The 22,478-nt window shown below is 74.4% G+C and carries 21 protein-coding genes; 10 read left to right on the top strand and 11 right to left on the bottom strand.

The genetic code is table 11. The features are described from left to right. Positions 1-16 precede the first annotated feature (16 nt). The 5 genes from ACFYNO_RS21165 (at position 17) to ACFYNO_RS21145 (ending at position 5,582) form a co-directional block, all read left to right on the top strand. Positions 17-283 carry a hypothetical protein gene (locus ACFYNO_RS21165; RefSeq protein ID WP_388014325.1) on the top strand — a complete coding sequence of 89 codons (267 nt, stop codon included), beginning with the start codon at positions 17-19 and terminating at the stop codon, positions 281-283. 65 nt (positions 284-348) lie between these two features. Continuing rightward, positions 349-705, top strand: a complete 357-nt coding sequence (locus ACFYNO_RS21160) for a TadE/TadG family type IV pilus assembly protein (protein ID WP_388014322.1) — start codon at positions 349-351, stop codon at positions 703-705. Continuing rightward, complete coding sequence (locus ACFYNO_RS21155) at positions 702-1,127, top strand: TadE/TadG family type IV pilus assembly protein (RefSeq protein WP_388014319.1); 426 nt, start codon at positions 702-704, stop codon at positions 1,125-1,127. The genes ACFYNO_RS21160 and ACFYNO_RS21155 overlap by 4 nt, the downstream gene beginning before the upstream one ends. A gap of 61 nt (positions 1,128-1,188) precedes the next feature. Beyond that, positions 1,189-1,686, top strand: coding sequence for a hypothetical protein (locus tag ACFYNO_RS21150; RefSeq protein WP_388014316.1), 498 nt, complete (start codon positions 1,189-1,191; stop codon positions 1,684-1,686). After that, entirely contained in the window at positions 1,686-5,582 is a 3,897-nt protein-coding gene (locus tag ACFYNO_RS21145; RefSeq protein WP_388014313.1) for a LysM peptidoglycan-binding domain-containing protein, read from the top strand. Before ACFYNO_RS21150 ends, ACFYNO_RS21145 begins: the two co-directional genes overlap by 1 nt. Before the next feature lie 208 nt (positions 5,583-5,790). On the opposite strand, the gene ACFYNO_RS21140 is transcribed toward ACFYNO_RS21145, so the two are convergent. After that, positions 5,791-6,249 carry a hypothetical protein gene (locus ACFYNO_RS21140; protein WP_388014310.1) on the bottom strand — a complete coding sequence of 153 codons (459 nt, stop codon included), beginning with the start codon at positions 6,247-6,249 and terminating at the stop codon, positions 5,791-5,793. A 55-nt stretch (positions 6,250-6,304) separates the two neighbouring features. Further along, positions 6,305-6,916 carry a hypothetical protein gene (locus tag ACFYNO_RS21135; protein WP_388014307.1) on the bottom strand — a complete coding sequence of 204 codons (612 nt, stop codon included), beginning with the start codon at positions 6,914-6,916 and terminating at the stop codon, positions 6,305-6,307. A 242-nt stretch (positions 6,917-7,158) separates the two neighbouring features. Here ACFYNO_RS21135 and ACFYNO_RS21130 point away from each other — a divergent pair, with 242 nt between their 5' ends. Then, positions 7,159-7,518 carry a hypothetical protein gene (locus ACFYNO_RS21130; protein ID WP_388014304.1) on the top strand — a complete coding sequence of 120 codons (360 nt, stop codon included), beginning with the start codon at positions 7,159-7,161 and terminating at the stop codon, positions 7,516-7,518. 56 nt (positions 7,519-7,574) lie between these two features. Here ACFYNO_RS21130 and ACFYNO_RS21125 read toward each other — a convergent pair whose 3' ends face one another. Beyond that, positions 7,575-7,667, bottom strand: a complete 93-nt coding sequence (locus ACFYNO_RS21125; protein WP_388014300.1) for a hypothetical protein — start codon at positions 7,665-7,667, stop codon at positions 7,575-7,577. Then, on the bottom strand, positions 7,664-7,888 hold the full coding sequence (locus tag ACFYNO_RS21120; protein ID WP_388014297.1) for a hypothetical protein: 225 nt from the start codon (positions 7,886-7,888) through the stop codon (positions 7,664-7,666). Before ACFYNO_RS21120 ends, ACFYNO_RS21125 begins: the two co-directional genes overlap by 4 nt. A 132-nt stretch (positions 7,889-8,020) precedes the next feature. Between ACFYNO_RS21120 and ACFYNO_RS21115 the strand changes: the two genes are divergently transcribed. Further along, on the top strand, positions 8,021-8,551 hold the full coding sequence (locus ACFYNO_RS21115) for a GNAT family N-acetyltransferase (protein ID WP_388014678.1): 531 nt from the start codon (positions 8,021-8,023) through the stop codon (positions 8,549-8,551). Here the strand turns inward: ACFYNO_RS21115 and ACFYNO_RS21110 are convergent. From ACFYNO_RS21110 to ACFYNO_RS21100, 3 genes are all read right to left on the bottom strand, one after another. Beyond that, complete coding sequence (locus ACFYNO_RS21110; RefSeq protein ID WP_388014294.1) at positions 8,545-10,518, bottom strand: BTAD domain-containing putative transcriptional regulator; 1,974 nt, start codon at positions 10,516-10,518, stop codon at positions 8,545-8,547. The two genes, ACFYNO_RS21115 and ACFYNO_RS21110, sit on opposite strands and share 7 nt — an antisense overlap. Positions 10,519-10,628: 110 nt before the next feature. Then, complete coding sequence (locus tag ACFYNO_RS21105) at positions 10,629-11,576, bottom strand: AEC family transporter (protein WP_388014291.1); 948 nt, start codon at positions 11,574-11,576, stop codon at positions 10,629-10,631. Positions 11,577-11,718: 142 nt separating this feature from the next. Continuing rightward, complete coding sequence (locus tag ACFYNO_RS21100; protein ID WP_388014288.1) at positions 11,719-12,375, bottom strand: NAD(P)-dependent oxidoreductase; 657 nt, start codon at positions 12,373-12,375, stop codon at positions 11,719-11,721. Between the two features lie 252 nt (positions 12,376-12,627). Between ACFYNO_RS21100 and ACFYNO_RS21095 the strand changes: the two genes are divergently transcribed. Next, positions 12,628-14,385: a hypothetical protein gene (locus tag ACFYNO_RS21095; RefSeq protein ID WP_388014285.1), complete on the top strand. Its 1,758-nt coding sequence runs from the start codon at positions 12,628-12,630 to the stop codon at positions 14,383-14,385. Between the two features lie 80 nt (positions 14,386-14,465). On the opposite strand, the gene ACFYNO_RS21090 is transcribed toward ACFYNO_RS21095, so the two are convergent. Next, the gene (locus ACFYNO_RS21090; RefSeq protein ID WP_388014282.1) at positions 14,466-15,848 is read right to left on the bottom strand and encodes a S8 family serine peptidase; all 1,383 of its coding nucleotides are present in this window, start codon (positions 15,846-15,848) and stop codon (positions 14,466-14,468) included. Positions 15,849-16,306: 458 nt separating this feature from the next. Between ACFYNO_RS21090 and ACFYNO_RS21085 the strand changes: the two genes are divergently transcribed. Beyond that, a complete protein-coding gene (locus ACFYNO_RS21085) occupies positions 16,307-18,325 on the top strand; it encodes a hypothetical protein (protein ID WP_388014279.1) in 2,019 nt (672 codons plus the stop codon). Between the two features lie 56 nt (positions 18,326-18,381). Here the strand turns inward: ACFYNO_RS21085 and fabG are convergent, their stop codons facing one another. Genes fabG through ACFYNO_RS21070 form a run of 3 tightly spaced genes read right to left on the bottom strand, consistent with a single transcriptional unit; the run spans position 18,382 to position 21,545 of the window. After that, positions 18,382-19,140 (bottom strand): 3-oxoacyl-ACP reductase FabG, encoded by a 759-nt coding sequence (gene fabG / locus ACFYNO_RS21080; RefSeq protein ID WP_388014276.1) that lies wholly within the window; start codon positions 19,138-19,140, stop codon positions 18,382-18,384. 12 nt (positions 19,141-19,152) lie between these two features. After that, entirely contained in the window at positions 19,153-20,340 is a 1,188-nt protein-coding gene (locus tag ACFYNO_RS21075) for a thiolase family protein (RefSeq protein ID WP_388014273.1), read from the bottom strand. A 41-nt stretch (positions 20,341-20,381) separates the two neighbouring features. Continuing rightward, the gene (locus tag ACFYNO_RS21070) at positions 20,382-21,545 is read right to left on the bottom strand and encodes an acyl-CoA dehydrogenase family protein (protein ID WP_388014270.1); all 1,164 of its coding nucleotides are present in this window, start codon (positions 21,543-21,545) and stop codon (positions 20,382-20,384) included. Between the two features lie 129 nt (positions 21,546-21,674). On the opposite strand from ACFYNO_RS21070, the gene ACFYNO_RS21065 reads away from it, so the two are divergent. Further along, positions 21,675-22,304 (top strand): TetR/AcrR family transcriptional regulator, encoded by a 630-nt coding sequence (locus tag ACFYNO_RS21065; protein ID WP_388014267.1) that lies wholly within the window; start codon positions 21,675-21,677, stop codon positions 22,302-22,304. The last annotated feature ends 174 nt before the right edge of the window (positions 22,305-22,478 follow it).

The raw sequence follows: 22,478 nt of genomic DNA, 5'->3' as shown, positions 1-22,478 counted from the left end.
CCGAGGAGACCCAGCGATGAAGTACCTGCGCGCACTGGCCGCATTGCTGCTGCTGCCACTGATCCTGACGCTGCAGTTGGGATCGGCCCTGCTGCGCCTGCACGTGTCCCGGGCCAAGTTGGCCCGGGCCGCCGGCGACCGCGGTGCCCTGAGCATCGAAATGGCCCTGATCGTGGTGGTCGTGGTGGCGATCGCCGGTGCGGTGGTCACCGTGGTGATGAAGCTCGGACAGACCGCCAAGAGCGACATGCCCACCACACTGCCGACGGTCACCATCACCTGAGCCGGCCGGCCGAGCATCATCTGACGGTCCGTCAGAAGCACCGGGGCGGCGGATCCGATCGCGGAGTGCTCAGCATCAGCTTCGCGATGGTCTTCCCGATGATCCTCTTCCTGGTGCTCGCCGTGGTCCAGGGCGCGCTGATCTGGTACTCGGACAGCGTGGCCCTGGCCGCGGCACGGGTCGGCGCGGACGCCGCCCGGGTGTACAGCGAGAAGGACAACCGCGCGGCCGCGCCCACGGCCTACGCGTTCCTGAAGCCGTTCACCCAGCTGCTCGGCAACCCGGTGGTCACCGTGCCGCCGCGCGGGCCGACCGACACGGTGGTCACCGTGACCGTGACGGTGCACCCGCTGTTCGTCCTGCCGGGGGAGTTGACCTTCTCCCAGACCGCCCAGGCGCCGATCGAGAGGCCTACTCCATGAGCGCGGGGCGCGAAGCGGGCGACCGCGGCAGCCTGGCGATCGAGGCCGCCCTGGTGGTCCCGGTGATCTTCGGCCTGCTCGTCCTGGGCCTGGTCGCGGGCCGGGCCGAGCAGATCGCGGGCACCGTGCAGGAGGCGGCCCGAACCGGAGCCAGGGCCGCCTCGCTGGGCCAGAGCGGTGCGGAGGTGGAGACGGCAAAGAAGGCGGTGCACGACCTGCTCGCCCGGAGCGGAGTGGACTGCCCGGGACTGCAGGTCAACGCGGTGGTCGAACCCCTGGCCGGCGCAGCGCCGTTGCGGGACGTCCGGGTGGACGTCATATGCAAGGTTCCGGTGAATGATTTGTCGCCGGTGTGGGTACCGGGCGGATTGGTGCTTCAGGGAACCTTCCGCTCGGTGATCGACCAGTACCGCTCGACGTGACACGGCGCCGGCCCGGGCCGGGTCGGACCAGCAGGCCGAAAGCAAGCCCTGGGGAGGGAACGTGACGACCCGTCACAGAGACCGCGAGCGCGGCACCATCTCGATCTTCGTGGCGATCGGCTCCTCGATGATGATGCTCTTCCTGGGCATCGTGCTGGACGCGGGCGGCGAACTGCGCGCCGTGGTCAACGCCGACGCGATGGCGCAGGAGGCCGCCCGGGTGGGCGCCCAGCAGATCGACAAGGTCCTGCTCTTCGAGAAGGGCAAGTACGGGATCGACGCCACCGCGGCGGAGAACGCGGTCAAGGCCTACCTCGACCAGGACCCCGCCTTCCAGGGCGTGCCGGTGGAGGTGGTGTGGCCGCCCGTGCCGCCCCCGCAGCCCCCGGCGGACGGGAGTTCGCCGCCGCCGCCCCAGTACACCAGCATCACCGTGCACATCTCGCCGACCTACCGGACCGCGCTGCTCGGCCTGTTCGGCGAGTCCTCCCTGACGATCGAAGGAACCGGTACCGCGACCCTGGTGGTCAACGGTGAACCAGTGAAGGCGGATTCCTGATGGCCACGACGCGTACCAAGGCCAAGGTCGGGAACGGGAGTTCCCGCTCCCGCCGGGCGCCGGTGCCGACCGGCCCGGTGCGGCCGCCGGGGCGGCGGCGCAGTCCGCTGCGCTCGCTGCCGGCCGCGCTGGGCGCGCTGGTGATGCTCGCCGTGCTGCTGGTCGGCGTGCCGCTGGCGCTGCTCTACGGCACCCAGGCGGTCGCCTCGATGGGCGGCGTCGGCAACCGCAGCATCGGGCAGGTGCTCACCCAGCCCGACGACGGTCGGCTCTTCCTCTGGGCGCTGGTCGGGATCGGCTGGATCGCCTGGGCCTGCTTCGCCTGCTCGGTGCTGGTGGAGATCCCGGCCCAGCTGCGCGGCCGGGTCGCCCGCCGGATCCCCGCCTTCGGCTGGAGCCAGCGGATGGCCTCCGGCCTGGTCGGCGCGGTGATCGCACTGCTCCCGGTGGCCGGTGGCGCGTTCGCCGCCACGGCCGGGCCGGCGCCCGCGATCGCCGCCGTCGCACCGCAGTCGGTGGCGGCCCCGCAGTCCGCCGCACTCGGCTCCGGCCCGGCCACCGCCGCCATGCCCGCCGCGGATCCCGGTCAGCAGGGCCCCAGCTACACGGTCAAGGACTCCCGGCCGGCCGACAGCCTCTGGTCGATCGCCGAGCACCAACTCGGCTCCGGAGACCGGTGGCAGGAGATCGCCAAGCTCAACGCAGGCCGGGTGATGGACAGTTTCGGTGCCACATTCGACGCCGACCGGCCGATCCAGCCCGGTTGGCAGCTGCTGATGCCGGCCGACGCCAAGCCGGACGGCGGCGCCCCGGCGCAGGGCCGGTCGGCCGCCCAGTCCGCCCCGCAGAGCGGGCAGGGCGGGCAAGGTCAGACAGGGGCGCCCAAGGATGCCACCGTCACCGTCCACGAGGGCGACACCCTCTCCGCCATCGCCCAGCGGGAGCTGGGGAGTTCGGATGCCTGGCCGCAGCTCTTCGACGCGAACAAGGGCGTCCAGGCGCCCGACGGCGAACGGCTGACCAACCCCGACATGCTGGCGCCCGGCATGGTGCTGGCGATCCCCGGCGCCCAGGCCCCGGCCGCCCAGCCGCAACCCGCACCACAGGCCCAGCAGCCCCAGCAACAGCAGCAGCCCCAACAGCAACAGCAACCCCAGCCGCCGCAACGGCCCGCCCCCGCACCGAGCGCCCCGGCCGCCCAGCCCTCGGCCGGCGCCGACGCCGCCCCGCACCCCAGCGCCTCCCCGGCCCCGCAGCACACCCCCGCCCCGCAACACACCCCCGCCCCCCAGCACACCCCCGCACCGCAGGGCGCCAACCGACCCGCCGCCCACCCGGCCCCGCACGCCGAGGACCCCAAGGGCGACTACACCGGCGCACTCGCCGTCTCCGGCATCGGCGTCCTGCTCGCCGCCGTGCTGATCGGCGCCGTCGCCCACCGCCGCGGCCACCAGCAGCGCGGCCGCCGCCCGCGCCACCGCATCCCGATGCCCGCCCCGGCCGCCGCCTCGTTCGAGGCCGAGCTGAAGGCCCGGCAGAGCAGCACCGGACTCGACCTGCTCAACCGCTCGCTGCGCACCCTGGCCCGCAACGTCAGCCGCAGCGGCAAGCGGCTGCCCCCGCTGGCCGCCGTCCGGGTGACCAACGGCGGTACGGTCGAACTGCACCTGGCCGCGCCCGCCGTGCCGATCGCGCCGTTCCGCGCCGCGCACGCCGCCAACGTCTGGTGGTGCGCCGGCGACGCCACCGACCTGCTGACGCACCAGCAGGCCGTCAAGGTGCCCGCGCCCTACCCCGCGCTGGTCACCCTCGGCACCGCGCCGGACGGCGCCGCCGTGCTGGCCGACCTGGAGACGGTGCGGCTGATGCACCTCTCCGGGCACCCCGAGGACGCCCGCGCGGTACTGCGCACGGTGGCACTGGAGCTGGCCCACAGCCCGCTCGCCGACCGGCTCAACCTGCACCTGATCGGCTTCCCCGAGGACCTGCCGGTCTCCGACACGGTGGCCGACCGGGTTCACCGCTACCCGACCCTGGAGGCCGCGCTCACCGCCCTCGGCCCGCGCACCGACCGGGCCCGCGGCATCCTGCTGGAGGCCGGCGCCGCCCACCCGCGCGACGCCCGCAGCCGCGGACAGGCCGACGAGGCCTGGGTGCCCGACATCGTGCTCTCCGCCCAGGCGCCGATCGGCGACGTCCCGGCCGAGCTCGGCCGGCTGCTCGACGGCCGCCCGCGCACCTGCCTGGCGGTGCTCTCCCGGGCCCCCGAGCGCGGCACCGGACCGGTCGCCCGCTGGACCCTGCCCAGCACCGGCGCGGCCGTGCTGCCCGGGCTGCACCTCGCGGTGCAACTGCAGCGGCTCACCGAGGACCAGTTCAACCACTGGAGCGAACTGCTCAGCACGGCCGCCTCCGAGGAGCAGCAGCCGGCGCCGGCCTGGACCTACGACGGCGAGGAGATCGAGCCCGCCGACCTGCCCGTGCCGGTCCCGGTGCTGGCCGGGGTGGCGAGCGGCTCGGCGCCGTTCGTCGGCTCCTCGCTGCCGGACGGCCCGCAGGAGTCCGGCCCGAAGCTGATCGCCCGGCTGATCGGCACCGGCAGCAGCCCGTTCGCCTCGGCCGACCCGGCGGGCGCCGGGCGGCTGGTGCCGCGGCAGGCGCTGTCGCCGGCGATCCCGCTGCCGGCCATCGAGGGCCCGTCAGGTGACACGCCGCCGGCCGGGCCCCAGCCGGAGCCCGACCCGGAGGCGGCGAGCGCGCGGCACCTGATCAACGGCCAGGGCCGGCACGCCGCCGCCTCGGGCGGCGGCTCGGGCGAGGTGGTCCTCCCGCCGGGCTTCGACGAGCTCTTCCCCGCGGCACCCGTCCAGGAGCAGCCCGACCCGTTCGCCACCGAGCTGCTGCCCGCGGCCGTCGAACAGGAGCCCGAGCCCGAACCGGAGGCCGCGCTCGCACCGCCCGAGCCCGCCCCCACCCACGAGACCGCACCCCCCGCCACCATCCCCGACCCCCGCCGCTCGCCCGGCGCCTGGACCGCCGGCACCCCCAGCCACCCCGAGCCGGCCACCTCCACCCCGCCCGGCGGCACCCCGGTCAGCTCCCGCACCGACGCCGAGGACCTGCTCGCCATCCTCCGCTCCCCGCAGGCGCACGCGATCCGCACCACCCCCCGGATCCGCCTGCTCGGCCCGGTGGACGTGCTCGGCGCCGGCGGCCCGGCCGAGCCGGGCGCGCTCCCGGCGCTCACCGAGGCGGCGGCCTTCCTCGCCCTGCACCCGGGCGCCGACCCGGCCGCCGTCGAGCGCGCCCTGCACCCGGGCGACCACGCCCGCCCGGACCAGGTCACCCCGCAGACGCTGGCCGAACTGGCGGCCTGGCTGGGCGGCGAGCCGGACGGCCGGGCCTTCCTGCGCGAGGACGGCCCGGACAGCTACGCCTTCGCCCCGACCGTCACCTGCGACTGGGACGAGTTCCGCAGCCTCTACCGCCGCGGCATGCGCAGCACCAGCACCACCGCCGACGCCGCCCTGGCCCACGCCCTCGCCCTGGTCCGCGGCGCCCCGTTCGCCGAGACCGCGCCCACCGCCTACGGCTGGGCGGAGGCGATCCGCCAGGACATGCTGGCGGCGGTGGTCGACACCGCGCACGAACTGGCCGCCCGCCGCCTGCAGTACGGCGACCACCGCAGCGCCGAGGCGGCGGTCTTCCGCGGCCTGGCAGTGGCCCCGGACGTCGAACTCCTGCACCGCGACCTGTTCTACGCCTACGCCTCGGCCGGCGCCCGGGACCAGCTGCTGAAGGCCGTCAACCGCCTGGACGCCCTCAGCCGCCGCACCGGCCGCAGCCTGGACCCGGACACCGTGGCCCTGCTCCGCGACCTGCTCTCCGGTGCCTGAGGCGGCGTCAGCCGCCCAGGGCCCACGATTCGGTGGGCGCCGTCGGCAGATCATGAGCATCAGTGACGTTCGGTGGTTGTCAGCTGTCGGGCTCTTGCGGTCCGCGCCTGGACGGTACGGGTGCTCCGTGCCGTCCAGGGGTTGACGGTACGGAGCCCGAGAAAGCGCCGTGACGAACGCATAGGACCTGCCACCCCAGGCCGCAGCTCTACTGGTGAGCCTTCAATCCTTGGTCGGCGCGCGGGAGTATGCGCAGGTCCCCGGCCCAGACGTCGCAGAGGACGCCGCCGGACTCGAACTCGATCAAGAGGCCGATGCGTCCCGTCTTCGGCTCCCACCGCTCCTCGACTGAGAGAATCCGCTCACCGAGGTGGCGCTGGAACGGGGTTCCACAGTCAGGGGCCACCACGACCCGTCCCTGGGCTCCGAGGGCGTATCCCTCGCCCGGACTCGACGTCTCCACGATCAGGCACCAGTCCGAACCGGCGGTGATCCACGTGGAGGCGCCCGCCTCGTCGATGAGCCAGATGTCGATCGGCCCCTCGTCATCGCCGTCGGCCGGGACGAGCTGCGACGCGATGACCTGCGCCAGCCGAACGCCCACGAGCAACGACGGATCGGTACCGGCCCCGTGGAGAGGGCACACCGGCGGACCGAAGAGCTCCATCCCTCGAACCCACCGTGCGGCCCTGACCGCGTTCACCTGCATGTGCGGGACAGCCTTAAGGGGCGCGCTCACTCCATGCGGCGGGCACGGCCGTCGGAGGCCGAGCCTCCAGGACGATCGCCGTTCCGGCCACGGATCGGTCCTCGTGCATGGTGATCACTTGGCCGGGCTGAAGGCGCCGCCACTGCGAGGGGTCAAGAGGTGCGAGTCGCACCGAGGACCGTCCGCCGGGCTCCAGGAGGGGCGTGAACTCCACCCAGAGCCGGGCGATGTCAAGGGCCGGCTCGCCGGTCTCCGTTCGGTTGCCGATGTCCCACATCGGTCGCAGGACGCCGGCTCCGGGAATCGGGGTCTGCCGTCGGCTTTCGGTGGCCGGCCGGAGAGTGAGATCGGCTCGGATGATCCCGTTGCGGGTTTCACCGCACCGCCAGTGACACCAGGCCGCGCTCTTCTCCAGCCGCATCTGCTCGGCGGCCGTGGCCAGGATCTCCCAGAAGCCGAGTGGAGGCGGTTGGACGTCGCCGAGCTCCTCCAACAGCCCGAGGGCTGCTTCCCACTCGTCCTGCGTCAGGTACTCCCAGACGTCGTTCACCGTGATGTCGTTCTCGGTGGCGATCTCTTCGGGGACCAGCAGGAAAGCGGCTTCCAGCAGCTTGGGGACGTCCATGCCCTGATTCTGGACCACGGACTCCCGTCCTACGGCAGTCGCCAGAACAAATCACGACAAGCCTGGGCGCCTTTCCAAGGTTCAGCGTCCCCGATTGCTCACGGAACACCGACACGAGTAGTGCGGACCCTACAAGCCGGAAAGGGCGGCCCGTGAAATCCCGTGGCCGCCCCTCCGCCGTGCCCGCTGTCGTCCGGGAGCCCGGCCGCCAGGGTGGTGCCGGGTCACGGAGGAGGACGACGGTGCCCGGGCAGCAGCAGGCGAGGACGACGACGCTCTGGCGGCCGACGGGGCCCGAGGAGCTGGTGCTGGTCGAGCAGGCCGGCTGGCGGGCGTGGCCGCCCCGGCTGCCGGAGCAGCCGATCTTCTACCCGGTGCTGAACGAGGACTACGCGATCCGGATCGCCCGGGACTGGAACGTGCCGCACAGCGGCGTCGGCTACGTGACCCGGTTCGAGGTGGAGAGCGCGTTCCTGGCCCGCTACCCGGTGCGGCAGGCGGGTGGCGAGACCATCCTGGAGCTCTGGGTGCCGGCCGAGGAGCTGGCCGAGTTCAACACCCGCCTGGTCGGCCGGATCGAGGTCGTGCACGAGTTCCGCTGAGCGGCGGCACGCGCGCTGCCGGGCACCCGCGGACGGGTGCCCGGCAGTTTCGTCAACTACCGCTGCTTCAGGAGACGTTGACCGGCGGTGTCGGTGGCGGTGACGGTCACCGAGGCGGTGCTGGCGGCGGTCGGGGTGCCGCTGATCACGCCGGTCGTGGAGTTGATCGACAGGCCGGAGGGCAGGCCGGTGGTCGAGAGGCCAGGGTCTGGCCGGCGGCGGAGTCGGTGGCGCCGACCGTCAGGCTCGCGGCGGTGCCGACGGTGCCGGTCTGGCTGCCCGGGTTGGCCACGGTGACGGTACCGGTGCTGGAACCGGTGCCGGCGGTGGGGTCGAAGTCGGCGGTGAAGGCGGCCTCGATGCCGCTCACCACGCCGGAGTCGCCGATGATCAGGCCCAGCTCGCGGCTAGGGAACGCGCGTAGACCAGTAAGGCAGGGAACTGATCCACCGTTAAGCCAGGTTGTATGGCCAACAGTTGAACACGGAGAGCAAAGATGATGATGCGCCTACGGGATGTCGAACTGCGGGATCTCCCCGCCTACCTGGCGATGCGGTGCGACCCGGTGATGATGGCCGAGCTCGGCGGGCCGCTGCCGGCCGAGGGCATGGCGGCGAAGGTGGCCAGGGATGTGGCGGCCGCCGCGGCGGACCGTGACTGGATCAAGGTGATCGAGGTGGACGGGCAGCCGGCGGGTACGGTGGTGCTCTGGACCCACCCGGAGGCCTCGGCGGAATCGCACCCGAACCAGCCCGCCGTGGCACCGCTCAGCGAGATCGGGTGGATGGTGCTGCCCGATTTCCAGGGGCGCGGCCTCGCCAAGGCGGCGGTGCGCGAGCTGCTGGAGCAGGCCTGCGCCGACGGCCGCTGGGGCCGGGTGCACGCCTATCCGGGCGTCGGGAACGGCGCCTCCAACGGCATCTGCCGCAGTCTCGGATTCACCCTCCGGGCAGAGTGCGAGGTTGATTTCGCGGGCCGGACCCTGCGCTGCAACGACTGGGCGTACGACACGGTCGGCGTCCGGCATCAGTAACGCGGCGTCAGGAAGAAGGCTCCGGCCGGCCCCGCGTCCACGCCGTCCAGCTCCGCCGCCCGCTCCCGGGCGAAGGCGTGCAGCAGAGCTGGGTAGCGGTAGCTCCCCGGGGTGCGGCTGGTCAGCAGGTGGAAGTCGACCAGCCGGGCCAGCAGGTACTCGGCGGCGGCCGGCGAGGTGCCGAGCAGCTCGCCCGCCGCCCGGGCGCCGATGGTGGCCAGGCCGGGCAGCGCCAGCCGGGCGAAGGCGATCGCCACCGTCGGCTCCAGTGCCCGGTGGCTGCCCGCGATGGCCGTCCGCAGGTCCAGCTCGCCGCAGCGCAGCTCGTCCAGCCGGTGCTCCGGGTCGGCCAGCCGCTCGGCCAGCCGGCGGGCCGTCAGCTCCGGCTGGGTGGCCAGCCGCCGCCCGCAGATCCGCAACGCCAGCGGCAGGCCCTCGCAGAGCGCCGCCAGCTCGGCCAGTGCCACCGGGTCGACCCCGGTCCAGGCGGCGCCCGCGGCGCGCTCCAGGAAGGTCGCGGCCTCGGCCAACGGCAGCGGCCCGACCGGCAGCTCGACGGCGCCGACCAGCTCCGGCAGCCGCCGCCGGCTGGTCACCAGCACAGCGCCCAGCGGCTCGGCGGGCAGCAGCGGACGGACCTGCGCGGCGCTACGGACGTCCTCCAGTAGCACCAGCAGCCGCCGCCCGGCGGCCAGCCGGCGGAACATCGCGGCCCGGGCCGGCGGCGCGGCGGGCAGCTGGGCCGCCGGCACGCCGAGCGCGGCCAGGAAGCCGCCCAGTACCTCGTGCGCGGTGGCCGGCCAGGGGCGGGTACCGCCCAGGTCGGCCCGGAGCACGCCGTCCGGGTAGGCCCGGCGCACCGCCCGCGCCGCCTCCGCGGCCAGCACCCGCTTGCCGCTGCCGGGCGGGCCGGAGAGCACCACGGCCCGCGGCGCGGTGCCGGCGGGGCGGCCGAGCAGGCGGGTCAGCACGGCCAGCTCGGCCACCCGCCCGGTGAAGTCGGCCAGCGGAGCGCCCAGCTGGTCGGGCCGCGGCCCGTCGGTCGGCCGGGGCGCCGGCGCCTGCCGGGGCTGCGGGACCTGACCGGGCGCCAGCTCGGGGGCGGAAGGCTCTGGGCCGGACGCCTCCGGGGCAGAAGAATACGGAACGGAAGGCTCCGGCCCGGCCGACTGCGGAACGCCAGCCCCAGGCGCAGAGGCCCGCGGCCCGGAAGCCCCCGGCCGCGGATCCCCCACCGGCCCCGAGCGCAGGATCCGCTGGTGCAGCTCCCGCAGCTCCGCCCCGGGCAGCACCCCGAACTCCTCGTCCAGCAGCCGCCGCACCCGCTGGAACGCGGCCAGCGCCTCGGCCTGCCGCCCCTCCTGGTAGAGCGCGGTCATCAGCTGCGCCCAGAACCGCTCCCGCCCCGGGTGGGCGGCGGTCAGCGCGTGCAGCTCCGCCACCACGGAGTGCCGGCCCAGCCGCAGCTCGGCCGCCACCTTCGCCTCCACCGCCTGCAGCCGGTGGTCGGCCAGCCGGTCACCGTGCTCGTGCCGCAGCCGGTCGGAGTCCACGTCGAGCAGCGCCTCGCCGCGCCAGGTGTCCAGCGCGGCCGCCAGCAGCGCGGCGGCCTCCTCGGGCGCGCCGCCGGCCAGCGCCGCCCGGCCCTGGCCGTGCAGCTCGGCGAACCGGTCCAGGTCGAACTCCTCGGGCGCCGCGTTCAGCAGGTAGCCGCCGGCCCGGGTCTCCAGCCGGGCCCCGGCCGGGCCGAGCGCGGTGCGCAGCCGCATCACGGTGTTCTGCAGCGCGGCCCGGGCCGCGCGCGGCGGCCGGCCGTCCCAGACGCAGTCGGCCAGGAGCTCCACCGAGGCCACCTGGCCGCGTCGCAGCAGCAGCGCGGCGAGCAGCACCCGCTGCTTGGGCGCGGCGACCGGGTGGTCGTCGTGCTCGTCGCGGACCAACAGCGGACCGAGGATTCCGAACTCCATGTGCGCCGTTCTAGCCGGACTCGAGGTTGACCACGAGGGACCGCGGCCACCGGTCAATCAAAACCGGACAACGCCGCTGGTCAGCCCGGGCGCGGGCGGTCAGTGCCCGGTCAGTGCCCGGCCAGCGCCCAGTCGACGCCGGAGAGCGTGACCATCGACAGCAGGGTGGAGAAGAGCACCGAATCGCGCGGCAGCGCGGTGTTCAGCCCGTACTGCCGGGCGTAGACGAAGACGTTCTGCGCGGTCGGCAGCGCCGAGCAGACCACCACGGCGAGCAGCTGGTGCGTCGTCAGGTGCAGCAGCAGGCTGCCGACCGCGAACGCGACCAGCGGCTGCACCAGCCCCTTCACCAGGACCGACACGCCGACCTCGGCCCGCAGCGCCGAGCCGTCGCCGGCCGGGCGGGCGTGCAGCGACATGCCGAGGGTGATCAGCGCGGTCGGCACCCCGGCCGCGCCCAGCACGTCGCAGGAGTGGCCGAGCGCGGACGGCAGCCGCAGGCCGGCGGCCGAGCAGAGCACACCCAGCGCGGAGGCCAGGATGATCGGGTTGCGCAGCGGCAGCCGGAGCAGCCGGGCCGCCCGCCGCCCGGCCGCCGGCCCGGCGCCGGTGCCGCCGTCCAGCACCGCCAGGATCAGCGGGGTCACCAGCAGTACCTGGAAGAGCAGCACCGGTCCGATGAAGCTGGCGTTGCCGAGCACCTGCACGGCCACCGGGATGCCCAGGTTGGCGGAGTTGACGTAGCCGGCCGCCATCCCGGCGATCGCCTGGTCGGCGGGCCGGCGGCCGAACAGCCAGCGGGCCGCCGCCCACCCGAGCAGGGTGGCGGCCAGCGTGCCGGCCGCGAAGGCCAGCATCGACGGGTTGGCGAAGCTGCCCAGCGGGGCCCTGGCCAGCATGGCGAAGAGCGCGGCCGGCATCGCGACGTGGAAGACGAACTTGCTGAGCACCGGTTCGGCCTGCTCGCCGAGGATGCCGGTGCGGCTGACCAGGTAGCCGACGGCGGTCAGCAGCCAGATCGGCGCGAACGCCGAGAGCAGCGGTTGCAGGGAGTGCATGGATCCTTCTGAGGGTGGGCGGATCACGCTGGGGACTGTCTTCCCCGACCCCGGGGTGCCGGGGCCGGAGCCAGTCAACCAGCCCGCCGGAAGCCGCCGTTCCGCGCCCCCACGGTCCGGATCCGGCCCGGTTCCGGCCCGGTCAGGGGTGTCCGACCGCCACCAGGGTGCGGTGGTGGGCCGGCCGCTCCAGCTCGTCCAGCAGGGCGACGGCCAGGTCGGCGTAGCGGAACGGCGGGGCGTCCTCGGCGTCGGGCAGCACGGCGCCGCCGCCGGTGCGGTAGCGGCCGGTGCGCGGGGAGTCGGAGTCCAGGAGGGCGGGCGGCGGGGCCAGCACCACCCAGTCCAGCTCGGCCGGCGCCTCCCGCAGCACCTCCAGCTCCACCAGGTGGCCCATCGAGAAGGCCCGGTGCTCGGGCGGGAAGCCCGCCGAGTCGTGCAGCGGCACGCCCGGCGCCACCTCCAGCACGGTGCCGATCCCGACCGCCAGCAGCCGGTGCACCCCCGCCACCGGCAGACCCGCCGTCAGCGCCCGGGCCGCCGCCGGGAAGAACTCCACCGAGGGGATGGCGGCCGTGAAGGCCGCCTGGACCACCGCGTCATGACCGGCAGCCAGGGCCGCCACCGACGCCGGGTCGGTCACGTCGCCGGCCGCCACCGCCACGCCCGGACCGGCCAGCCCGGGGTGGGCCGCCGGGTCCCGGACCACCGCCGTCACCCGGTGCCCGCGGGCCACCGCCTCGGCCACCACTCGCTGCCCGGCCCGTCCGCCGGCGCCGAAAACCACGATCCCGCTCATCAACGCGTCCTCTCGAAGGGTGCCAACGCGTCGAACGCTAGGAGCGGACCCCCTGGTTACTTCAACGATACCGGCGCGGACCTGCCGGGGGACGCAATCCGCGGGCGCCTGGAACCCGGGTGCGCGGACCCCGTAAGGTGGCGCGCAAGGGGGCGCGGCGGACGCGAGTCGGCCGCGGCCCGGTGGAACCGAGGACGACGCCCTGGGCGGCGGGCGGGGTGGTGACCGGCGTTGGCGGAGAGTGGATCGACCGTGGGGTCTGCGGCGGGACCGGTCGACGGCCAGGACGCGGCGCCACCGCCGCCGGTGATCGAGGATGCCGTGCCCGAGGAGTACCGGGCGCTGGCCGAGGCCAAGGCGGCGGCCCGCGCTGCCGGGCAGTCACTTCCGGACGCCCCGTCGGCTGAGGCCCCGCCACCCGCGACCGCCCTGCTGCGCGCCGTCACCCCGCCGCGCGGGACGACGGTGCTGCGGGCGGTGCCCGAGCCCGGTGCGGAGCCGGCGGCGGAGCCCGCCGCCGAGCCCACCGGCTGGACCGGCGGGGTCGCGCTGGCCGAGGTGGCCGCCTACGGGGCTGCCCAGGCCGCGGTCGGCGGCGGGCTGCGCGGCCGGATCCTGTGCGTCGAGGGCGGTTACGGCAGCCGGCGCGGCTGGGGCCGGGGCGGCTCCGGCCAGGGCCAGGTGCTCTCCGCGATGCTGGCGGCCGTCGCGCCGCAGACCCTGCTGGCCGCCGAGTCGGTGGACGCCGTGCACCTGCCCTCGGCCAGCGACCCGCAGACCGTCTTCGCCCACCTGCGCGCCGCCGCCCGCCACCCGGGCCCGCTGCTGATCCACCTGGGCGGCCACCTGGTGCTCGACAAGCGCGGCGGCGGGCTCTACCTGACGCTGCGCGACTCCAAGACCGGCACGGTCCGGCAGGACGGCCTGGCCTGGTCGGCGATCGCCGGCGAGCTGCGCAGCCGGCCCGCCGACTGGGACACCCTGGTGATCGGCGACCTGAGCGCCGAGCCGGGCGCGCTGGCGCTGGCGCAGAGCCCGCAGTTCACCGAGGGTGTGCCGCTCTGGGCGGTGGTCGCGCCGGATCCGGAGCAGATCGGCACCTTCACCCGGGCACTGGTCGAGTGCCTGCACGGCGGGCGGCCCGGCGCCGGGCCGATACTGACGCCGGAGCAGGTCCGGGCGCAGGTGCACTCGGTGATCCGGCCGGACGCGCTGATCTGCTCGGCCTACCCGGCGGAGCGGGCGGTGTTCAAGAACAACGCCCGGCAGCAGGGCGCCGGGGCGCCGTCCGCGGTCGTGCCGATGCCCGCTCCCCTCCCTGTCCCCGCCCCGGAACCGGAACCGGAACCGGAACCGGTGGCGGTCCCGGCGGCCGCGGAGCGCGGACCGGTCTCGCTGCTCAAGCCCGGCGTTGCGCCGACCGAGCGCCCGGTGAAGCGCTGGTCGCTGATCAAGGGCGGGGCCGATGCGGAGTCCGAGCCCGTACCGGAGTCCGAGTCCGAGCCCGTGCCGCAGGGCACCGTCCCGCAGGACGCCGTGCCCCGGGAGGCGCCGCAGGAGGCGCCGCCGGCGGACTACCGCGAGGCGCTGGCCCGGATCGTCGCCACCGCCGAGGCGGGCGACCACGCGCCGGCGGCCGAGCTGGCCGCGCAGCTGGAGCAGCAGGCGGTGGCGGCGCACGGGATGATCGCCCCGCCGGTGCTGATGATCCGCCAGGTCCGGGCGCACCTGGCCCGGCAGGCGGGCGAGCTGGGCGCGGCGGCGGAGCTGTACCGCGAGGTGGCGCTGGTGCTGCTGATCTCGCTCGGCCCGGCGGAGGCCGAGACCCAGCGGGTGGCCACCAACGCCGAGGCCTGCTGGCGGGCGATCACCGACCCCGAGGCCGCGCTGGCCCTGGCCCCGGCGATCCTGGAGCTGCGCGCCAAGCTCCCCGGCGAGGACGGCCGCAAGCTGCGCTCCACCGAGCGCTACGCCGCCAAGCTGGCCCAGGCGGTCGGCCCCGCCGCGTAACGGGGGCGGACGAACGGAGCGGCGGCCGCCCGGGAGGGTTCCCGGACGGCCGCCGCGGTGCGCGTCGCGTGACTACGGGGTCAGCGGCCCGCGAGGGTGTGCACGAAGGTGTAGCCGTCGATCGTGCCGAGGCCGGACGCCAGGTCGTAGCCCTTGGCGGCCTGGTAGCCCTGGACGCCGTTCCAGGAGTTGTCGCCGGTGGTCACGTCGGTGATGCCGCTCCACTGCGAGGGCAGGTACGACATGCCGTACAGGCGCCAGTTGAGCTGGCCGAGGCGGTGGCCCGCGGCCTGGTCGGCGAGCGCGACCACGCCGGAGAAGAGCGGGGAGGCCTCGCTGGTGCCGCCGGTCAGGTGCCAGCCGGCCGAGGCCGGGGCGTAGGACTCGTAGGTCCAGGCGGCGCCGTCCACGGCGGCGCTCATGCTGATGTCCGGGGTGCCGCGGTGGGTGCCGACGACGTCGGCCACGCCGCCCTGGTACCACGGACGGTCGAAGACCGCCGAGACACCGCCGCCGCCGGCGCCGTACGGGTCGTTCCAGACCTTGTCGGCCGCGGTGCGGGTGCCGTTGTTGTCCAGGGTCAGCTCGGTGCCGCCGATGCTGGTGACCAGCGGGTCGGAGGACGGCCAGGAGTTGACCTTGTACGGGTAGAGGTTGTTGCTGTTGTCCGAGTCGGTCACGCCGTTGTCGCCGGAGGAGGCGAGCACCGTCACGTCGTGCGCGGCGGCGGACTTGAAGGCGTAGCGCAGGCTGGTCAGGGACTTGTAGTCGCCCTTGTCGAAGCCCGGGAAGGTGTTCTCGGTGGCCCCGAAGCTCTGCGTGATGACATCGCCGACGCCCTTGTTGATCAGGGACTTCTCGGCGTCCATCATCTCCGGCAGGCCGGTCACGCCCTCGGTCTCGGCGACCGCGGTCTCGACCAGGACGATGTGGGCGTCCGGGGCGATCGCGTGCGCGTACTCGACGTCGAGGGTGGTCTCGCCCGCCCAGCTGGTCATGTCCGAGTTGGTCGGGTCGAAGGCGGGCACGTTGCCCCACTTCACGACCTCGACGTTGGTGTCCTGGATGCCCCACTGCTTGTCGAAGGTCTCCAGGTCGTGCTGGATCGTCGGGGACCCGAAGGAGTCCACGATGACGATCGTCCGGCCCTTGCCGGTGATGCCCTGCTGGTACAGCCCGTTCAGGTTGTACGCGTCGCGGTACTGCAGCGGCGAGTAGCAGTGGATGCCGATCTGCGCCACGCAGTCGCTGGTGCTGATCGGGGCGGTGCGCGCCGTCGCGTTGATGTGGCCCTCGGAGGCCGGGTGGAGCTTGAAGGCCACCTTGGGGAACGAGGTGGCCGCGGCCGTGCTCTGGACGGTGACCAGACCGGTCGTCAGGGCGGTGGCCCCGACGGCGAGCAGCGCCATCGTCCGGGTGGTCACGGAGCGTCGGGGGCCCGCGGTGGCGGGGGAGGTGCCCATGGAACTCCTTTGTGGATGGAGGGTCGCCGACACGGAGCCGGCCGGGTCATCCCATCGTGTGGAGAGCCTATGAAGCTATAGTCATTTCGGACCCTTGACATGACTCGTGAACACGCCGGGAAGTCTCGGGTAACTGTTCGAAATCGCCCGGACAGCCCTGCGGTGACGCCCCGGAACAGCCCGGGAAAACCGCCCGGCGGCTCTTCCAATGGATCGTCAAGCCATGGCAAAATGAGGCCGGTTCACGCCCTCGGGCCTCCGCGCGCACCTCCGCTCAGCGGACGGCGGGGCGTGGCCAGCGGTGCGCCGGTGCCCTTCCGGGGCGCCGCCGAGGGCGCAGCGGCGAACGACCGGTGAACACTCCCCGGCCCCCCTCCCGACACCTGCGTGAGCGGTGCAGGATCTCGGCTGACCCGCGCGGTTACCCGGCGCGGGCTGACTCCCGGAGGATCCCGCCCATGCCGCACCGCCGCACCGCGACCGCCGCAGCCATCGCGGTCACCAGCGTCGCCGCACTCACCTTCACCGCCAGCCCGGCGTTCGCCGACTCCGACGGCCACGGCTGGGGCTGGGGCCACCACCGCGGCCCGGTCAGCTACACCGTCGGCGCGCCGGTGGTCGACAAGGTCAAGGGCGGTCCGTGGACCCTGGCCCAGGGCGACCCGACCGCCGGCACCGGTGTCACGGTCAACGGCGTGACCTACCCGAACGTCGCCGTCGACCCGGGCGCCGGCGGCGTGCCCGCCGCCAGCGGCGTGACCGGCACCCCCGGCCCGCTGCCCGGCTACTGCTCCAGCGGCGGCCCGACCCCCGAGACCGGCACCGTGGTCCGCCAGCCCAAGGGCAGCACGCTGCCGATGCAGCCCTACTACTTCCCCTTCGTCACCTCCGAGGACGGCGGCGACACGCTGACCGGCCTCTTCGACTACCGCCCGAAGGACGGTGACGAGGCGGTGGTCGCCGCCACCTCCACCGACCACGGCCGCACCTGGCACTACAAGGGCGAGGCGCTGGAGCAGAACGCCGGCCTCTGCCCGGACGGCAACACCAACGACGACGGCCAGGGCCACGCCTTCGTGCTGACCGTGCCGGACGCCAACGGCACCGGCCACCGCGGCCAGGTGCTCTACACCCTGTCCCGCCCCACCGGCGACCACCCGGGCGTCAACCTGATCGTCCACAGCCTGCACCCGCAGGACGGCAACCCGCTGGCCGGCCTGCCCGCCGCCGAGCCGGTCGGCCAGGGCGGCAGCACCACCGCCACCGCCGCGGTCACCGTGCCGGCCGGCCCCGGCGGCAACGGCGTGACCATCAACGCCGCCAGCACCGCGAACTTCGAGCAGCCCGGCCACTTCACCGTGGACGGCGTCACCGTCGACTGCAACGACAATGCCGCGACCGCCACCGCCTTCACCGGCTGCACCACCCGCACCGCGGGCGGCGTCACCATCGCGGCCGGCGACGCGATCACCGCCGACAGCGCGATCCCGGCCGGCGCCCAGCAGACCTCCGGCCTGGTCTCGCCGGACGGCATCATCAGCACCGTCCCGCACTACCCGGGCGCGCCCAAGGGCAGCGTCGCGGTGCTCTACACCGAGAAGATCGTCGACTACTTCACCCCGACCGCCACCACGGCCGCCGTGACGCTGCCCGCCGCCACCATCCCGGTCGGCGACACCAAGGCGCTCAAGCCGGCCGGCGGTTCGGTCACCGTCAGCCTGGGCACCCCGAACGGCATCGTGCAGGTCACCTGCACCGGCGCCGACGCCACCGACCTGACCGGCTGCACCGGCGGCACCGGCGCGGTGGCCAAGGGCAGCAGCGTGGGCGCGCCCGGCGCGGCCACCGTCCCCTACGCCCAGCTGGCCAAGATCGGCGAGGGCAAGAACAAGCCCAAGTCGCTGTACGGCAACAACGAGGACTACACCGTGGTCCGCGCCGCCTACACCACCGACGGCCTGCACTTCACCGACCTGGGCCAGGTCAACGGCCTGGGCGACCCGACCAGCACCAGCGACTCCGTGCTGCGCTGGATCGGCTCGCGCGGCACCGTCATCACCAACCCGGACGGCACCTACGGCCTCTTCCTGTCCGGCGCCTACGCCTCGGACGGCGACAGCGACGCGTTCAACCAGATCTTCTACTCGTCCTCCAAGGACGGGCAGAACTGGTCCGCGCCGCAGAAGCTGATCGGCACCGACTACACCTTCTCGGCGCTGGCCGCCCACGCCACCCAGGGCGGCGCGCTCGCCACCTCGGGCTACTACAGCGGCCGGGTCTACGACCCGACCGTGGTGCAGAACGACAACGGCAGCCTGACCATGCTGTTCGCCGGCTACTCGACCCCGAAGCCGCTGCCGGTCACCGGCTCGGTCTACGGGACCGACCCGGCCTCGCTCTACACCGTGCCGGCCGCCCAGCCGGCCGAGTACCGCACCATCCTGAGCGTCACCCTGCGGCCGCACTACAACGGCTGACGGACGCCGGCGGCCCGGCGGGTGCTCCTGCGCACCCGCCGGGCCGCCGTTCCGTTCTAGCGGGCCCCGCCGTTGACGTAGAGGGTCTGGCCGCTGACGTAGGAGGCCTCGTCGCTGGCCAGGAAGGCCACCACCGCGGCGATCTCCTCCGGCTGCCCCGCCCGGCGCAGCGGAGTGCGGGCGGCCACCTCGGCCTGGTGGTCCTCGGGCGTGGAGCCCACCCGCTCGGCGGTCGCGGCCGTCATGGAGGTGACGATGTAGCCGGGCGCCACCGCGTTGACGTTGACGTTGAACGGGCCCAGCTCGATCGCCAGGGTCGCGGTCAGGCCCTGGATGCCGGCCTTCGCGGCCGCGTAGTTGGCCTGGCCCCGGTTGCCCAGCGCGGAGCGCGAGCTGAGCGAGACGATCTTGCCGTACTTCTGCGCGACCAGGTACTTCTGGGCCACGTGGCTGCAGTTGTAGGCGCTGGTCAGGTTGACCGTCAGCACCGCGTCCCAGTCCGCCTTCGGCATCCGGAAGAACAGGTTGTCCCGGGTGATGCCGGCGTTGTTGACCAGGATGTGCAGCCCGCCCAGCTCCTCGTGCAGCCGGGCGAAGACCGCCTCCACTGCCTCGTAGTCGGAGACGTCGCAGCCGTACGCGCGGGCCGTGCCGCCCTTGGCGGTGATCGCGTCCACGGTGCCCTGGGCCCGCTCGGCGGTCAGGTCGACCACCGCCACCGCGGCGCCCTCCTCGGCCAGCCGCTGGGCGGTGGCCGCGCCGATGCCCTGGGCGGCGCCGGTGACCACGGCGACCCTGCCGGTGAAACGTGCCATCGTGACTCTCCCTCAGTCCTTCTCGATCAGTACCGCGGTGCCCTGGCCGACGCCCACGCACATGGTGGCCAGGCCGCGGCGGGCGCCGGTGCGGCGCATCCGGTGCAGCAGGGTGGTGAGGATGCGGGCGCCCGAGCCGCCCAGCGGGTGGCCCAGCGCGATCGCGCCGCCGCTCGGGTTGACCAGCTCCGGGTCGAGGCCCAGCTGGTCCAGGCAGGCCAGCGCCTGGGCGGCGAAGGCCTCGTTGACCTCGGCCTCGCCCAGGTCCGCCAGGGTCCAGCCGGCCCGGTCCAGCACCTTGCGGGTAGCCGGCACCGGGCCGATCCCCATCACGTCCGGATGCACGCCGGCCGAGGCGCCGGCCACGTAGCGGCCCAGCGGCTCCAGGCCCAGCTCGCCCAGCGCCGCCTCGCTGACCAGCAGCAGGCCGGCCGCGCCGTCGTTCATCGGGGAGGCGTTGCCCGCGGTCACCGTGCCGCCGGGGCGGAAGACCGGCTTCAGCGAGGCCAGCCGCTCCAGGCTGGTGTCCTCGCGGATCGACTCGTCCTGACCGACCGTCACCCCGTCCGGGCGGACCACCGGCAGGAGCTCGGCGTCGAAGTGGCCGTCCTTGCGGGCGGCGGCGGCCCGCTGGTGGCTGCGCAGCGCGAAGGCGTCCTGCCGCTCCCGGCTGACGCCGTAGCGCTCGGCCACCTCCTCGGCGGTCTCGCCCATCGAGAGCACCCCGTGCAGCTCGGCCATCCGGGGGTTGGTCAGCCGCCAGCCGAGCCGGGTGTCGGCGGTCTGCAGGGTGTGCGGCAGCGCCTCGTCGGGGCGGGGGAGGACGAACGGGGCGCGGGTCATCGACTCGCAGCCGCCCGCGACCAGCACGTCCGCCTCGCCGGCGGCGATGGTCCGGGCGGCCATGGTGACCGCCTCCAGGCCGGAGGCGCAGAGCCGGTTGACGGTCGCGCCGGGCACCGTCTCCGGCAGGCCGGCCAGCAGCACGGCCATCCGGGCGGCGTTGCGGTTGTCCTCGCCCGCCTGGTTGGCGGCGCCCCAGTAGACGTCGTCGATCCGGGCCGGGTCGAGGGCGGGTACGTCGGTGAGCAGCTGCCGGATCACGGCGGCTGACAGGTCGTCCGGCCGGACGGTGGCCAGCGCGCCGCGGAGCCTGCCGATGGGTGTCCGGCGGGCGGCGGCGAAGTAGACGGGACGCACTTCCTTGGGCTCCGTTCTAGGGGTGTCGCATCCAGGGGGTCTCAGAACGCGTTGATATCGGTGAGGGAGCGTCCGATCAGCAGCTTGTGCACCTGGCTGGTGCCCTCGTAGAGGGTCATCACCCGGGCGTCGCGGAGCAGCTTCCCGGCCGGGTACTCGTCGATGAAGCCGTAGCCGCCGAAGACCTGGAGCGCGTTGTTGGCCGCGCGGACGGCCGCCTCGCTCGCGTAGAGCTTGGCGACCGAGGACTCGGTGGCGAACGGCAGACCGCGGTCGATGTGGTCGGCCACCCGCCAGGTGAGCATCCGGGCCGCGTCCAGGTCGACCGCGATGTCGGAGAGCAGTTCCTGCACCAGCTGGTAGGAGGCGATCGGCTTGCCGAACTGCTCGCGCTCGGTGGCGTAGCGCACGGCGGCGTCCAGCGCGGCGCGGATGATCCCGACGCAGCCGGCCGCCACCGACATCCGGCCCTTGGCCAGCGCCGCCATGGCGACCGTGAAGCCCTTGCCTTCCGGGCCGAGCCGGGCGGAGTCCGGCACCCGGACGGCGTCCAGCACCAGTTCGGCGGTGGCCTGGCCGCGCAGGCCGAGCTTGCCGTGGATCTCGCGGCGCTGGAAGCCGGGGGTGTCGGTGGGGACCAGGAAGGCGGTGATGCCGCGGTGGCCCTGCTTCTCGGGGTCGCTGCCGCCGGTGCGGGCGAAGACCAGGGCGACGTCCGCCCAGGTGCCGTTGGTGATGAACATCTTGCTGCCGCTGAGCAGCCAGTGGTCGCCGTCCCGGACCGCTCTGGTGGTGAGGTTGGCGGCGTCCGAACCGGTGCCGGGCTCGGTGAGCGCGAAGCAGGCCAGCGCCTCGCCGGAGCAGAGCCGGGGGAGCCAGTGCCGCTTCTGCTCCTCGGAGCCGTAGGCGTTGACCGACTTGGCGACCAGGCCGAGCGAGACGCTGACGATGCCGCGCACCGCGGAGTCGCCGCGGCCCAGCTCCTCCAGCACCAGGCAGTAGGCGAGGTGGTCGCCGCCGCTGCCGCCGTACTGCTCGGGGATGGTCAGGCCGAGGAAGCCCAGCTTGCCGAGCTTGCCGATGACCGCGCGGTCGACGGACTCGGCGCGGTCCCACTCGGCGGCGAAGGGGGCGATCTCGCGGTCGGTGAACTCGGCGGCGAGGGCGCGGACGGCGGTCTGCTCCTCGGAGAGCTCCAGGTCCATCGCGGGGCCTCCCGGGTCTCGTAAACTAGCGGTGCAAGTTTTTTCGGACTCTAGCCCGCCCCGAGCCTGCTGGGAAGAGGGGCCCTGCGAGAATGCCGTCTTCGCCACCCGACCGGAGGAGCACCGTCCATGGCCCGGCCCCGCACCCCGCTGCTCAGCCGCGAGCGGATCGTCACCGCCGCGCTGGCACTGGTGGACGCGGAGGGGCTGGAGGCGCTCTCCACCCGGCGGCTGGCGAACGAGCTCTCGGTCAGCGGCCCCTCGCTCTACAACCACTTCGCCACCAAGGACGAACTGCTGGACGCGGTGGTGGACAGCGTGATGGGCGAGGTCGACCTGGCGATGTTCGTCCCCGGCGCCGACTGGCACGACGCACTGCGCGCCTGGGCCCGCTCCTACCGCGCCGCCCTGGCCGCCCACCCGCAGATCGTCCCGGTCCTGGCCCAGGGCCCCGGCCGCCGGCCCAACGCCCTGCGGCTGGCCGACGCCGTCTACGGCTGCCTGGTCGACGCCGGCTGGCCACGGGGGCAGGCCACCCGGATCGGCGCGTTGATGCGGTACTTCGTCACGGGGTCGGCGCTGGGCTCCTTCGCCTCCGGCTTCCCGGAGGACGCGGCGGCCTACGGCGCGGAGTACCCGCACCTGGGGGAGGCGCACCGGCTGGCGGAGCACCGGGCGCGGGTGGACGAGGGGGCGTTCGAGCTGGGGCTGGACGCGCTGCTGGCGGGGTTGGCGGGGCGGTACCCGGGAGGGGGGTGAGAGGCGGGGAGGGGGACGGGGGCTTGGGGTGCTGCGGTTCCTCGGGGCCTCTGTGCTGCTGCTGCCTCCGCGGCCCCCTGTCCACCCCCGCTCCTCGGCGACTCCCGGCGCTCGCCTTTCGCCTTCTCGCCTTCCCTGGCTCCTCGCCCTCGCTGCGCTCGCCGCCTCTTCGGG

This window comes from Kitasatospora sp. NPDC006697, assembly GCF_042869935.1.
GTDB lineage: Bacteria > Actinomycetota > Actinomycetes > Streptomycetales > Streptomycetaceae > Kitasatospora.
Note: the sequence above shows the minus strand (reverse complement) of the source record. Positions and strands in the feature narration are given on the sequence as shown.

Bases quoted from the DNA above. Each gene is read 5' to 3' on its own strand.
- ACFYNO_RS21105 (WP_388014291.1), bottom strand. From the start codon at position 11,576: ATGCACTCCCTGCAACCGCTGCTCTCGGCGTTCGCGCCGATCTGGCTG.
- ACFYNO_RS21085 (WP_388014279.1), top strand. From the start codon at position 16,307: ATGCCGCACCGCCGCACCGCGACCGCCGCAGCCATCGCGGTCACCAGC.
- fabG (WP_388014276.1), bottom strand. From the start codon at position 19,140: ATGGCACGTTTCACCGGCAGGGTCGCCGTGGTCACCGGCGCCGCCCAG.
- ACFYNO_RS21070 (WP_388014270.1), bottom strand. From the start codon at position 21,545: ATGGACCTGGAGCTCTCCGAGGAGCAGACCGCCGTCCGCGCCCTCGCC.
- ACFYNO_RS21065 (WP_388014267.1), top strand. From the start codon at position 21,675: ATGGCCCGGCCCCGCACCCCGCTGCTCAGCCGCGAGCGGATCGTCACC.
- ACFYNO_RS21115 (WP_388014678.1), top strand. From the start codon at position 8,021: ATGCGCCTACGGGATGTCGAACTGCGGGATCTCCCCGCCTACCTGGCG.
- ACFYNO_RS21145 (WP_388014313.1), top strand. From the start codon at position 1,686: ATGGCCACGACGCGTACCAAGGCCAAGGTCGGGAACGGGAGTTCCCGC.
- ACFYNO_RS21165 (WP_388014325.1), top strand. From the start codon at position 17: ATGAAGTACCTGCGCGCACTGGCCGCATTGCTGCTGCTGCCACTGATC.
- ACFYNO_RS21140 (WP_388014310.1), bottom strand. From the start codon at position 6,249: ATGGAGCTCTTCGGTCCGCCGGTGTGCCCTCTCCACGGGGCCGGTACC.
- ACFYNO_RS21155 (WP_388014319.1), top strand. From the start codon at position 702: ATGAGCGCGGGGCGCGAAGCGGGCGACCGCGGCAGCCTGGCGATCGAG.
- ACFYNO_RS21110 (WP_388014294.1), bottom strand. From the start codon at position 10,518: ATGGAGTTCGGAATCCTCGGTCCGCTGTTGGTCCGCGACGAGCACGAC.
- ACFYNO_RS21135 (WP_388014307.1), bottom strand. From the start codon at position 6,916: ATGGACGTCCCCAAGCTGCTGGAAGCCGCTTTCCTGCTGGTCCCCGAA.
- ACFYNO_RS21100 (WP_388014288.1), bottom strand. From the start codon at position 12,375: ATGAGCGGGATCGTGGTTTTCGGCGCCGGCGGACGGGCCGGGCAGCGA.
- ACFYNO_RS21090 (WP_388014282.1), bottom strand. From the start codon at position 15,848: ATGGGCACCTCCCCCGCCACCGCGGGCCCCCGACGCTCCGTGACCACC.